This window comes from Aminobacter sp. Y103A (assembly GCF_030294925.1).
In the GTDB taxonomy this organism is placed as follows: Bacteria; Pseudomonadota; Alphaproteobacteria; order Rhizobiales; family Rhizobiaceae; genus Aminobacter; species Aminobacter ciceronei.
Genome location: NZ_AP017986.1, coordinates 4,263,531 through 4,275,937, shown reverse-complemented (window position 1 = coordinate 4,275,937; position 12,407 = coordinate 4,263,531). Strand labels below are relative to the sequence as shown.

The 12,407-nt window shown below is 63.4% G+C and carries 14 protein-coding genes and 1 tRNA gene; 4 read left to right on the top strand and 11 right to left on the bottom strand.

Annotation, left to right across the window (positions count from 1 at the left end):
* Positions 1–147: 147 nt before the first annotated feature.
* From ugpC to Amn_RS20975, 5 genes are all read right to left on the bottom strand, one after another.
* The gene (ugpC, locus tag Amn_RS20995) at positions 148–1,287 is read right to left on the bottom strand and encodes a sn-glycerol-3-phosphate ABC transporter ATP-binding protein UgpC (protein ID WP_286291582.1); all 1,140 of its coding nucleotides are present in this window, start codon (positions 1,285–1,287) and stop codon (positions 148–150) included.
* Between the two features lie 12 nt (positions 1,288–1,299).
* Complete coding sequence (ugpE, locus tag Amn_RS20990; protein ID WP_067958855.1) at positions 1,300–2,196, bottom strand: sn-glycerol-3-phosphate ABC transporter permease UgpE; 897 nt, start codon at positions 2,194–2,196, stop codon at positions 1,300–1,302.
* Positions 2,197–2,210: 14 nt separating this feature from the next.
* On the bottom strand, positions 2,211–3,095 hold the full coding sequence (locus tag Amn_RS20985) for a carbohydrate ABC transporter permease (RefSeq protein WP_067958858.1): 885 nt from the start codon (positions 3,093–3,095) through the stop codon (positions 2,211–2,213).
* A gap of 76 nt (positions 3,096–3,171) precedes the next feature.
* On the bottom strand, positions 3,172–4,503 hold the full coding sequence (locus Amn_RS20980; RefSeq protein WP_286291577.1) for an extracellular solute-binding protein: 1,332 nt from the start codon (positions 4,501–4,503) through the stop codon (positions 3,172–3,174).
* Positions 4,504–4,663: 160 nt separating this feature from the next.
* Positions 4,664–5,038 carry a hypothetical protein gene (locus tag Amn_RS20975; protein ID WP_286291575.1) on the bottom strand — a complete coding sequence of 125 codons (375 nt, stop codon included), beginning with the start codon at positions 5,036–5,038 and terminating at the stop codon, positions 4,664–4,666.
* A gap of 195 nt (positions 5,039–5,233) precedes the next feature.
* On the opposite strand from Amn_RS20975, the gene Amn_RS20970 reads away from it, so the two are divergent.
* A complete protein-coding gene (locus Amn_RS20970) occupies positions 5,234–6,163 on the top strand; it encodes a sugar phosphate isomerase/epimerase family protein (protein WP_286291573.1) in 930 nt (309 codons plus the stop codon).
* 168 nt (positions 6,164–6,331) lie between these two features.
* Here the strand turns inward: Amn_RS20970 and Amn_RS20965 are convergent.
* A tRNA-Met gene (locus Amn_RS20965) sits at positions 6,332–6,408 on the bottom strand.
* A gap of 285 nt (positions 6,409–6,693) precedes the next feature.
* Here Amn_RS20965 and Amn_RS20960 point away from each other — a divergent pair.
* Positions 6,694–7,647, top strand: coding sequence for a Gfo/Idh/MocA family protein (locus Amn_RS20960; protein WP_286291572.1), 954 nt, complete (start codon positions 6,694–6,696; stop codon positions 7,645–7,647).
* A gap of 62 nt (positions 7,648–7,709) precedes the next feature.
* Here Amn_RS20960 and Amn_RS20955 read toward each other — a convergent pair whose 3' ends face one another.
* From Amn_RS20955 to mnmA, 3 genes are read right to left on the bottom strand one after another with little or no spacing between them, the layout of a single operon-like run.
* A complete protein-coding gene (locus Amn_RS20955; RefSeq protein WP_286298118.1) occupies positions 7,710–8,084 on the bottom strand; it encodes a YkvA family protein in 375 nt (124 codons plus the stop codon).
* Between the two features lie 29 nt (positions 8,085–8,113).
* Positions 8,114–8,494, bottom strand: coding sequence for a hypothetical protein (locus Amn_RS20950; protein WP_286291570.1), 381 nt, complete (start codon positions 8,492–8,494; stop codon positions 8,114–8,116).
* A gap of 10 nt (positions 8,495–8,504) precedes the next feature.
* The gene (gene mnmA / locus Amn_RS20945) at positions 8,505–9,695 is read right to left on the bottom strand and encodes a tRNA 2-thiouridine(34) synthase MnmA (protein ID WP_286291568.1); all 1,191 of its coding nucleotides are present in this window, start codon (positions 9,693–9,695) and stop codon (positions 8,505–8,507) included.
* A gap of 268 nt (positions 9,696–9,963) precedes the next feature.
* On the opposite strand from mnmA, the gene sciP reads away from it, so the two are divergent.
* Entirely contained in the window at positions 9,964–10,239 is a 276-nt protein-coding gene (gene sciP / locus Amn_RS20940) for a CtrA inhibitor SciP (RefSeq protein WP_013529904.1), read from the top strand.
* 102 nt (positions 10,240–10,341) lie between these two features.
* Here the strand turns inward: sciP and Amn_RS20935 are convergent, their stop codons facing one another.
* Positions 10,342–10,809: a paraquat-inducible protein A gene (locus tag Amn_RS20935; RefSeq protein WP_286298117.1), complete on the bottom strand. Its 468-nt coding sequence runs from the start codon at positions 10,807–10,809 to the stop codon at positions 10,342–10,344.
* 84 nt (positions 10,810–10,893) lie between these two features.
* Positions 10,894–11,820: an NADP-dependent oxidoreductase gene (locus tag Amn_RS20930; protein ID WP_067966238.1), complete on the bottom strand. Its 927-nt coding sequence runs from the start codon at positions 11,818–11,820 to the stop codon at positions 10,894–10,896.
* A gap of 95 nt (positions 11,821–11,915) precedes the next feature.
* On the opposite strand from Amn_RS20930, the gene Amn_RS20925 reads away from it, so the two are divergent.
* Positions 11,916–12,326 carry a winged helix-turn-helix transcriptional regulator gene (locus tag Amn_RS20925; protein WP_067959153.1) on the top strand — a complete coding sequence of 137 codons (411 nt, stop codon included), beginning with the start codon at positions 11,916–11,918 and terminating at the stop codon, positions 12,324–12,326.
* The last annotated feature ends 81 nt before the right edge of the window (positions 12,327–12,407 follow it).

Genomic DNA, 12,407 nt, shown 5'->3' with positions numbered 1-12,407 from the left:
CTCAAAGTGAGGAACCGGTAGCGGAAGTTGGATACGCGCATCCGTAAGTCCAAGCAAAAGGGCCTGGCGAGAGGGGGCGGGGCCGGCCTCACAGAGGCACAAGTCAAGCCAATGGCTTGGGCTCAATGGCTTCGTCGTTCTCACCTGTCAGGCGGGCATCAGCATCGGTCGCTCGGCAACGATGTCGGACGCGGCGTCCAGCGAAACTTCAGGGCTCTTTTCGCCGCTCAACCGGCGGCCGCTGCGCTGGTCAAACAGCTGGAGATGCTGCGGCGCGACCCGGAACGACAGCGGCTCTCCCGCCTTGCGCCGGCTGCTGCCGACGATGTGGGCGATGACGATCGACTTCGCCACCGTACCGTGGACCAGTTGGGCGGCGCCGAGTTCTTCCGAGAATTCGTAGGTTCCCGACAGTCCGCCCGAGCCGAGTTCCACTGCCTCGGCGCGGAAGCCGGCGGTGATCGGCCCAAGAACCGCCGCGGGCCAGCGGCCACGGTCATAGGCCAGTTCCTGCCCGTCCTCGAGCGTGATGATGCCCTTGGCCGGATCGATGGTGCCGGGCAGCAGGTTGAGACCGGGCGTGCCGATGAAGCCGGCGACATAGGTTGTCGCCGGGCGCTGGTAGATTTCCACAGGCGCGCCGACCTGCTCGATGACGCCCTTGTTCATGACAACGATGCGGTCGGCCAAGGTCATCGCCTCGATCTGGTCGTGGGTGACGAACAGGGTGGTTGCGCCCAGGCGCTGGTGCAGCTTGCGGATCTCGACGCGCATCGCCACGCGCAGCCGCGCGTCAAGGTTCGACAGCGGTTCGTCGTAGAGGAACACCTTGGGTTCGCGGATCATCGCCCGGCCCATGGCCACGCGCTGGCGCTGGCCACCGGACAGCTGGCCCGGCTTGCGGTCAAGGAACTCGCCAAGGCCGAGCGATGTCGCCACCGCCTTCACACGCTCGCGGCGGTCGGCCTTCGAGATACCGGCGATCTTGAGCGCGTAGCCGATGTTGTCAGCGACCGTCATGTGGGGATAGAGCGCGTAGTTCTGGAACACCATGGCGCAGCCGCGTTCGCGCGGCTCGAGCTTGTTGACGATCTTGCCCGCGATCGAGATGTCCCCGTCGGAGATCGCTTCAAGTCCGGCGACCATACGCAGCAGCGTGGACTTGCCGCAACCGGACGGGCCGAGGATGACGACCAGCTCTCCGCTGGAGATGTCTAGGTCGATGCCGTGCACGACCTCGTTCTTGCCGTAGGTCTTGCGCACGCCGCGAATGGCGATCTGGGCCATGGTCTGGTCTCCTTACTTGTCGGTCTGGATGAGGCCGCGCACGAACCAGCGCTGCAGAAGAATGGTCACCAGCACCGGCGGGGCCAGGACGATCAGGTTGGCCGCCATGGCGATGTTCCAGACCGGCGGCTCGCCAAACAACGGACCGGGCACGACCTTCTGCAACTGCATGGTGGCGGTGGCGTAGTTCTGGTGGTCGGTGACGACGAGCAGCGGCCAGAGATATTGGTTCCAAGACCACACGAACATGATGGTGGCGAGCGCTGCCATGTTGGTTCGCGACAGTGGCAACAGCACCTCGAAGAAGAAGCGTACCGGGCCTGCGCCGTCCATCTTGGCGGCTTCGGTCAACTCGTCGGGCACGGTGAGGAAGAACTGGCGGTAGAGGAACGTGCCGGTGGCGGTGGCAATCAGCGGCAGGATCAGACCCGAATAGGAGTTGAGCAGGTTCCACTCCGGCAGATTGACGCTGATGCCGACGAAATCGAGCATCGACTGGAACGGCCTCAGCGCATCGGCTGCAACCGCGTAGGTCGGCACGATGCGCACCTCCAGCGGCAGCATCAGGGTGATGAAGATCAGCCAGAAGAAAACCATGCGCAGGCGGTAGTTGAAGTAGACGATCGAGAAGGCCGAGATCGCCGAGATGGAGATCTTGCCGATGGTGACGCCGCCTGCGACGATCAGCGAATTCAGCATCACCCGGTCGAAGTTACCCCGCTCCCAGGCGGCGGACAGATTCTCGAACAGGTGGCCGCCGGGCCAGAGCGGCATCGGCACCTGGTTGACGGTGTGAAAGTCGTGGCTCGCCGCCACGAACACGATCCACAGCGGGATCAGCAGTGCGACCAGGCTGAAGATCAGCAGCGCGTGGGTGGCGAAGTCGAGGATGGGAGTACGTTCGATCACGGTTGGCGCTCCGGTCAGCTGTAGTGGATGCGCCGCTCGACGTAGCGGAACTGGATGACAGTGAGGGCGATGACCAGCAGCATCAGCACGATCGACTGGGCGGCAGCGAGCGAGTAGTCCTTGCCCTGAAAGCCGTCGGCATAGATCTTGTAGACCATCAGGTCGGTCGCGCGGGCCGGGCCGCCGCCGGTGGTGATGTCGACGATGCCGAAGCTGTCGACGAAGCTGTCGGTGATGTTGATGACGATCAGGAAGAACAGCGTCGGCGCGATCAGCGGCAATTGCACGTCGCGCATACGGCGCATCACGCCGGCGCCGTCCATGGCGCAAGCCTCGATCACCGAGCGCGGTATCGACTGGAGTGCGGCCAGGAAGAAAATGAAGTTGTAGCCGACCATCTTCCAGCTCTGGGCAAAGACAATCAGGGCAAAGGCGTCATAGCCATCGAGCGCGGGATTCCAGATGTCGGGAAAGACCCGGTTGATGGCCGAGACGAAGCCCGCATCCGGCGAGAAGATGAAGCGGAAGGCAAGGCCGACGGCGGGTGCTGCCAGCGCGTAGGGCAGGAAGAAGGTGAACTTGTAGACCTGGTGTCCGGGCAACCGTCTGTCGACGAACAGCGCGAGGATAACGGCGATGACCAACGACAGCGCGGTGGCTATGCCGGCAAAGGCGAGCGATATCCGCACCGAGCTCCAATATTTGGGATCGGCGAAGACGGTCTGGAAATTGAGCAGGCCGACCCAGTCGTTGCTGCCGCCGAATGGCGGCTCGAGTGTGACCGCCCAGTAGAGCGCCTCGCCCGAAGGCCAGTAGAAGAAGACGAAGATGAGCAGCATCTGCGGCGCGATGAAGGCTGCCGCCAGCCACAGGTTGGAGAAAGTGGCGCGCTTTTCCAAGCAACGTCTCCCGGTCCGCTATGCTGAAAAATGGGCGCCGCGGAGAGCGGCGCCCGACTGACCCCGAGCCTGAGGATCAGGGCAGGGCAGCGCCCTTGTAGGTCTGCTCGTAGCGGCGCAGGATCTGGTTGCCGCGTTCGACGGCCGCGTCGAGGGCCGTCTGCATGTCCTTCTGGCCGGTGAAGGCGGCCTCGAGTTCGGCGCGGACTTCGGCGCGGATCGAGGTGAAGTTGCCGAGGCGGATGCCGCGCGACAGCGGGCCGACGTCGGAAGCGGTCAGCGAGGCGATGGCGACCTCACGGCCGGTATGCTTGGGGTCGCTGTAGAAGCCTTCCTGCTTGAGCAGGTCGAATCCCTTGGTGGTAACAGGGATGTAGCCGGTGTTCTCGGCGATGTATTTCTCGCCGGTGTCGGCAGCCGTCACATATTTCAGGAATGCGGCGGCAGCTTCGTATTCCTTGTCCGTCTTGCCCTGCATCAGCCACAGCGAGGCGCCGCCGACCAGCGAGTTGGTGCGCTTGGTGGCATCGATCACCGGCAGCATCGCCACGTCCCAGTTGAGACCGGCGACCTGGGTGTTCTTGACCGTACCGTGGTTGGCGATCGAGGTGATTGTCGAGGCGCAGCTGCCGTCGGCGAAGGACTGCACCAGGTTCTTGCCGACCTGGGTGGTCTGGATCTTGGCGTAGCCGGCGTCGAGCCAGCTCTTGAAGTCCTTCATATGGTCGACGAAGGCGGTCTTGTTGAAGACCAGCTCGGCGCCGAGGCCGCCATAACCGTTGTCCATAGAGGCAACGGGCAGGTTGTTGGTGGCGGAGAACTGCTCGAGGTTCATCCAGGTGTCGAAGTCGAAGGCGAAGCCGCACTCGACGCCGGCGGCCTTCATGGCCTTCAGGTCTTCGCCGAGTTCGGCCCAGGTCTGGGGGGCGCTGGTCTTGTTGATCTTCGCCCAGGCATCCTTGTTCCAGTAGAACACGGCCGTCGACGAATTGTAGGGGAACGACCACATGTCGCCGCCGGAGGTGGCGTAATAGTTGGCGATGCCGGGGAAGTAGCCCTTCCAGTCGATGTCGAGCTTGTGCTCTTCGGTGAACTTGTTGGCCGGATAGATGGCGCCCGACAGCATGAAGTTGACGGTACCGGCGTCATAGATCTGGACGATCGTCGGCTGCTGCTTGGCGCGATAAGCGGCGATCGTGTTCTGCTCGGCCTTGTCGTAGCCGCCCTGACCGGTGCAGACCGCCTCGTACTTGTCCTGCGATTCATTGAACAGCTGGCAGTGCTTGGCTACGACCTCACCGAGGTCGCCGGTCAGGCCGTACCAGAAATCGAATTTGGTGCGCTCGGCCGCACCGGCGGCCGTCGCAATGGCGCTTGCCGCAGTTGCAAGCAGGAACAGTCGTTTCATCCGTCGTCTCCCTCAGGAAGCTGGTGCGAGCACAATGCTCGCTGCAGCCCGTACCCTGACGGGATGACAGGCACGTCTTGATCCGGTGACAGAATGACGACAATCAACGACAGCGTGGAATGGCGGCCGCGCAGCTGCTCTCATCCAAGAACGCAGTCTGTCAGACGCCGGCTTCCCTGACTTCGAAGACGTTGCCGCCGCTGGTCTCGAAGCGGCCGGCCGCGCCGCGCTGGAGCGAGTAGCATTTCTCCAGGCCGGAGCGGAAATCGCCCCAGACGGTACAGAGCTGGTCGCCGCGCACCATCCAGCGGCCGCTATCGCCGGCCCGCTTCGGCGCATCGATGCTGATCTCGGCGCGGCCGTCGGGCAAAAGCATCATCTGGCCACTGAACCAGCCGCCCTGTTCCCACCACGAGATCGAACGGCCGACGAGTTCGTTGCGGATTTCGCCCGAACTGAGCTCGCCCGCGAGAGCGGCCGACATCGGCGGAAACGCGGCCGACAGCATCAACAGCACCTGCAGGAAGCGTCGCATCGCGGTACCCGTTCATGACGTTGCGATGACGATTCAATGACATTTGCCGGCCAATGTCCATGGCCGATGGCGCCCGTGCACTGTCAGCAAAGCGTCACGCTCACGCAAAACGGCTGACACGTAGCCGGACCAGTCTGCCCACGGTTTTCACCCGAGGGGCGATGCCCCGCCATTCTCCAAGACGAGGAACAGACCATGCTTGCCAATGGCACCGCCGGCACCGGCATTTCAGCGCACAAGCGCGCCGACGACCTTTCCGACTTCAGCGACGAGCTCGACATGATTGAAGCCTTGGGCGTCGAGTCGATCGAGCTGCCCACATATGACATGGACCTCGTGGTCGGTGGCAGGATCCGCAGGCCGCAGCTCGAGGCGCTGAAGCGCGCCACTGCCGGCCGCGACGTCGGCTTCTCGGTACATGGCCCGCTGGCGATCAACTTCATGGACGAGGCATTTCGCTTGCCGCGCCACCTCGAGGTGCTCGAGGCCTCGCTTGAAATAGCGGCTGAGGTCGGCGCCGAAAACTATGTCATGCACTCCGGCCTGACACCGCTGCAGCAGGGCCATGGCATCGAGGCCGCCTATGGCCGCCAGCGCGAATGGCTGGCCAAGGCTGGCGAGATCGCCCGCCAGCACGGCCTTTTTCTCTGCGTCGAGACGCTGTTTGCAGGCTATGACGGCAAGATCCATGCTTCGTCGCCGTCGCGCCTCGCCCGCGAACTGGAGGCCATCGCCCACCCCAATGTCGTCGCGACCCTCGACTTCAGCCACGCCTATCTCAAGCTCGACTTCGACGGCCGCCGCGATGATTTCGTCGGGGAGATCAAGGCGCTGGCGCCGTATGCCCGCCATCTCCACATGCATGACAGCTTCGGCCGCCAGGACGACATCTGGATGTTTACCGAGGGTGAGCGCCTCGCCTACGGCCATGGCGACCTGCACCTGCCGGTCGGTTGGGGCGACATCCCCTGGGAAACGCTGATGGCCGAATGCAGCTTCCCCGAGGGCGTGCTGTTCAATATCGAGCTCAAGCAACGCTACTGGTACGCCGCTGAGGAAACCGTCGATGCGACCAAGGCGCTGGCCGACAAGGCCCAGGTCATCGGTCAGGCCCGCGCCGCCTGATCGAGCGTCCAACATCCATCTCTGCGGCGCCGAGCTTCCCGGCGCCGCGCGTCAATGAGGCGCGTCTGGCAGGCAGCAAAATGCCTCAACGACGACGAGCGCTCGTGGGGACGAACCCCGAAAGCGGCATCTGCTACGCCGGCTGCATGCTGTCTTGAGGTGAGGAAGTGGTAGCGGGAAGTGGATTCGAACCACCGACCCCAGGATTATGATTCCCGTGCTCTAACCAACTGAGCTATCCCGCCAGGGTTGGAGAAGGCCCGAGATCACTGTCTCTGTGAGAGGCAGGCGTCGATGCGTTCGCCAAGGTTGGGCGGATATAATGTCTCGATGGCGAGCCTGTCAAGCAGTGAGATCGGGCGTTTCAGGATAAATGTCTGACGCATCGGCTGACCCTTGGGCAACTCGCCGAAAGCGCCATTCCACCGCCTTCGCGGACGCGTCGGGCGCTTATGGCGCAACGCGCGGGGTTGAGTTGGCGAGGTGCCGGGACTATGTCTGCCGGCATAATTCTCCTTGGAAAGAGCCTGATGAAACCGCGTATTGCAGTCCTTGGATGCGGCTATTGGGGCGGTAACCACATCCGCACCCTGAAGTCGCTTGGCGCCCTCCATGCCGTTTCCGACGTCGATTCGGCGCGGGCCGAACGCTTTGCCGGCGAACATGGCTGCATCGCGCTGACCCCAGACGAATTGTTCGCCCGCGACGATGTTGATGCGATCGTCATGGCGTTGCCGCCGCAGTTCCACGCCGACTTTGCCGTGCGTGCCGTCGAGGCCGGCAAGGACGTGCTGGTCGAAAAGCCGATCGCGCTAACCGTGCCTGATGCCGAGCGCGCCGTGAAGGCCGCGCGCGACAATGGCCGCGTCTTCATGACTGGCCACGTGCTGCGTTTTCACCCGGCCTTCGAAGGGCTCAAGGCGCTTGTCGACAGGGGCGAGCTCGGCGATGTCGGCTACATCCACTCGCACCGTCTCGGTCTCGGCAAGTTCCACGCCGAGAACGACGCGCTGTGGGATCTGGCGCCGCATGATTTGTCGATGATCCTGGCGATCACCGGCACGGCGCCGATCGAGGTGCGCGGCGAGGGGGCTGCCGTGCTCAACCACCTCAGCGATTTCGCCCATCTGCACATGCGCTTCCCCAACGGCCTGCGCGGGCACCTGTTCGCCTCGCGGCTCAACCCTTACCGCGAGCGCCGGCTGACCGTCGTCGGCACCAAGGGCATGGCGGTGTTCGACGACGTCGAGCCGCAGGAGCGCAAACTGGCGCTCTATCGCCACGCCGTTTGGCAGGACGAGGGGCAGTGGACGTCGACGATGAACGAGCCGACCTACATTCCGATCGAGAACGCCATGCCGCTGACGCGCGAGCTCGAGCACTTCATCCACTGCATCCAGACGCGCGAAGAGCCGCGCACCGGCGCCGAGGAAGCGCTTGGCGTGCTCAGGATTCTCACGGCAGGCACGGTCACGCACGACTGACCTTTGTGGGAGTAATGGAGTAGGCCAACAAAGGGTTGCGCGCCATTGGCGCAGTCTGTCCCTTATTCCCTTCGCAGCAGCCACCAGCCGACAAGCGCAAGCGCTGCCAGCCACACCACGATGACGAAGGCGAGGCCGGCCATGCTGCGCGGCCGGGCGGTGATTTCGGTTGCCTCGGCACGGAAGCGAGCCATCAGTTCGGGCGGAATCATGCCGATCACCAGCCAGATGCCCAGGGGCACGATCAGCAGGTCGTCGAGATAGCCGAGCACCGGCACGAAGTCGGGAATGAGATCGACAGGGCTGAGCGCATAGGCGGCGACGCAGGCAGCCGCCACGCGGGCAAACCATGGCGTCAGCGGGCTGCGCGCCGCAAGATAGAGCGCCACGACATCGCGCTTCAGAAGCCGCGCCCAGCGCTTGGCTGCTTCCAGCATGCCGCCGGGCTGGTTGCCGGACTGAATGGTCATTCTGTGACCGCCCACCACGTAACAAACAAGATGGAAAGCACGGCGATCACGGCGAGGCACTCAAAGTAGGCGGAGACATACGACTGGATGACCGGTCCGTCGGCGCGAGAACGGAATCCGCTCATCAGTTTGGGTGGCGTGAGTTTATGCATCGTGGCGATCGCGACAATGATGCTGGCCAAACTCAGGATCCGGCCGGGCACATCGGTTGAGATCGTGTCGCTCAGCATCTTCCCTGCGATTAGGGTACCTATGGCGATGCCGATCACGATCAGCTTGGGAAGCCAAGGCACCTCACGGCTAAAAAAAGCGAGATAGGCCGCGATTACCGTGCAGGTGAGCCTCTTTGCCCAGCGTTTCAGATACGCCAGCGCCATCGAGGTGGGCTCATTCCGCCGCGATCGAACCCGGCGTTGCAGCCAGCCGCGACAGCATCGCCTCGGCGTCGGCATGGCGCTCGGAACGCTCGATGAAGCCGCCGCCGAAGACGCGCGCCTCGTTGCCTTCGTCTGAATAGAGCACGCAGGCCTGGCCCGGTGCTATGCCCGACTCGCCGTCGACAAGCTCGACCCAGGTGGCGCCGCCCTTGTGATGCAGTACGACGGGGCGGGGGGGGCGCGACGAGCGCACCTTGGCATAAAGCTCGAGTCCGCCAGCCGGCACCGCCGAGAGGGCGCCGTCGCCGAGCCAGTTCATGCCGCGCAGAAAGATCTTGTGCGTCTCCAGCGCCTCGCGCGGGCCGACGACGACGCGCGCGCGCTCGGCGTCGATATGGACGACATAAAGCGGCTCGCCCGAGGCGATGCCGATGCCGCGGCGCTGGCCGATGGTATAGCGCAGGATGCCTTCATGGCGGCCAAGCACACGGCCGTCGATATGGACGATGTCGCCGGGATTGGCGGCCGAAGGCCTGAGCTTGGCGATGATGTCGGAATATTTGCCCTGCGGCACAAAGCAGATGTCCTGGCTGTCCTGCTTGGCGGCAACCGTCAGGCCCATGCGCTCGGCAGCGGCGCGCACGTCTGGCTTGGACATGCCGCCAAGGGGAAAACGCAGATAGTCGATCTGCTCCTGGGTGGTGGCGAACAGGAAATAGCTCTGGTCGCGATCGGCGTCGACGGGGCGGTACAGGGAGCGGTGGGCACCGTTCTGCTTGGAGCGGATGTAGTGGCCGGTGGCGAGCGCATCGGCGCCGAGCTCGCGCGCGGTGGCGAGCAGGTCGGCGAACTTGACCGTCTGGTTGCACGAAACGCAGGGGATCGGCGTCTCGCCCGCGACATAGCTTTCGGCGAAGGGGTCGATGACGGCCTTGCGGAAGCGCTCTTCATAGTCGAGCACGTAATGTGGAATGCCGAGCGTCTCGGAGACGCGGCGAGCGTCGGCGATGTCCTGACCGGCGCAGCAGGAGCCGGCGCGGTGGGTTGCGGCACCATGGTCGTAGAGCTGCAGCGTGACGCCGACGACGTCATAGCCTTCCTGTTTCAGCAGGCCGGCCACGACTGAAGAATCGACACCGCCCGACATGGCAACAACCACGCGGGTGTCTTCGGGGCGTCCGGGCAGGTCCAGGCTGTTCATCGGGATTGCGTTCCGCTGTCTATAGGTCGGCTGCATGCCAATGGCTGCAATATAGGTCAAGCCTCATCGCAGTGCCACCCGGAGCGCGCTGGCCCACCTTTTTCGGCGAGAAACCAGCCAACTGAGCAGGTGGTTAAATTGCGGATTGAGAGTCTAACGTTCTGTTCACGTTCGTTACTTAGCTCTTAGTGTACGCTTAGGCAATTTTTAAAGCTGTGGCGCTAGTGTGACAGGTGATTGGGTCTTTGAGTTTTTAGTAGAGAGTACGATGACCGATCTGGTTAGACCGCGTGTCAAATATGTTATCGGGCCGGACGGCAGCCCGCTTACGATTGCCGATCTGCCCCCGACCAACACGCGCCGGTGGGTTATCCGCCGCAAGGCGGAAGTGGTCGCCGCGGTCAGGGGAGGACTGCTCAGTCTTGACGAAGCGTGCCAACGCTACAAGTTGACGACCGAGGAGTTCCTGTCCTGGCAGGCTTCCATTGACGAATACGGCCTTGCCGGCCTGCGCACCACGCGCATCCAGCAATACCGCCACTGACACCGGCCGTTGCGGCCAACCAACAGAAAAGGGTGCGGCTTGCCGCACCCTTTTTGCTTTCGGGCTGAGCTTTCCCCGAATTGCTACCTGAAACGCATTGCCTCAATGAGCTGCCTGTGCGCTGTCCCGTGGCTTCCTCTTTATGACGGTTGAAGCGGTTGCAGTCAGCATCACCGATGCCGCGAAGAACCACAGACCAGGTTTGGTGAAGGCCGTGGCGAGGCCTGATGTCTTGGCGGCGAAGACCACCAGCGCAACGAGGATGACGTCGAGCATCGACCAGTTGGACAGGGCCCGAAACCAGCCGGGAATGCTGACGGCGCCGGCTGCCTGGCCATAGGCCGCATTGTGCAGCAGGCCGAGCTTCATCGCGGGAAAGACCACCGAAAACATGGCGACGACAATCGCCAGCAGCCAATCGCCACCACGCCACAATGCTGCGATCATGCCGATCAACGAAGGTTCATCGGCGAAGAAATACAGTCGATCGACATGAATCAGCGGCAACACGATGCCGAGCGCGAAGCAGATCGAAGCTGCAAACAGGATCAATGGCAAAAGCGTGCGCATCGGCAAGCTATAGCGAAAGTCCGGATGATGGAGAAGCCGGGCAGCATTGCCCGGCTCGTTGTTGCAGGAATTCAGGCGTCGCTCTCAAAGTGCCAGAACGACCTTGCCCTTTGGTCTGGTCGCCAGGAAGGCATGCGCGGCACCGGCCTGGTCGAGCGGGAAGCTCCTGGCGACATGGACCTTGAGTTTGCCGGTTTCCGTCAGTTTCGCCAGTTCCTTCAGGCCATCGCCATCCGGCCGGACCGAGATGCGTTCGACCCTGATGCCACGTGATGCAGCCTCTGCTGCGGCCTTGTCGCTGAGGCCGAGCAGCACGACGAGCGTGCCGCCGTCCTTCAGCGCTTCCAGCGACTTCTCAGGATGATCGCCGCCGAGCGCCTCAAAGACGAGATCGACCGGGCCGGCTTTGGCGACGAAATCGTCCGAGGTGTAGTCGATCACCTCGTCGGCACCGAGGGAGCGGACGAAATCGACCTTGCCGGGGCTCGCGGTGGCAATGACATAAGCGCCCCGCGCCTTGGCGATCTGTACGGCCAGGTGGCCGACGCCGCCGGCGGCCGCCTGGATCAGGACACGGTCGTTGGCCTTGAGCTTGCCTGCTGTCACCAGGCCTTGCCAGGCCGTCAGGCCGGCGAGGGGGAGGGCGGCTGCCGTGACATGGTCGAGCGCCTCGGGCTTGTGCACGATCTCGCTTGCCGGTGCTGCCGCCAGTTCGGCATAGGTGCCGGCCTGTGCCGGGAAGCGCGGCATGCCGAAGACCTCGTCGCCTGCTGCAAAGCCGTTGGCGCCGGCGCCAACCGCTTCGACAGTGCCTGACAGGTCCCAGCCGAGCACGAAGGGCGGCTCGCCAAGAAGGGGGTAGAACCCGCCGCGCACGGCGGCATCGACCGGATTGACGCCGGCAGCCTTGATGCGGATCAGCACTTCGCCGGGCTTGGGCTGTGGTGTCGGCTGTTCGGCGAGTTCGAGCACTTCAGGTCCGCCGACAGTGTTCTGGGTAATGGCACGCATGAGAATGTCCTCCTTGGGTGGATGCATGTGCCACTATCATTTGGATAGTATCACTCGCTTGTCTAGAATGTACCTCAATGATATATAGGTACCCCATGGATAGTGATTGCGCCCCCGACACGCCGTTCGGCTATGACGCCTTCCGACGCGAATGCATGTCGCACACCGTGCTCGAGATGCTGGCGAGTAAATGGGTCTATCTGGTCGTCGGTGCCTTGAAGCCGGGCCGGCGGCGCTATGGCGAGCTGCAGCGCAAGGTAGAGGGCATCACGCCCAAGATGCTGACGCAGACACTGCGTATTCTGGAGCGCGACGGGCTGGTGCGGCGCGAGATCTTCCCGGTCATACCGCCGCGCGTCGAGTACGAGCTGACCGATCTCGGCCGTAACCTCGCCGATCTGCTCAACCAGATCCGTGTCTGGGCGGAGCGCCATGCGCCCGAAATTCGTGATTCGCGTGCCCAATCATTGGCTGCCGAAGGAGAGCCGGCCGAACTCAGGACCTAGCAGGGGCCTTGGGCCGAGCGGATGGCTCGAGGCGCCAAACGGCTCGCTGCCGCGCGAGCAGCGGCAAAGTGCGGGAGAAAT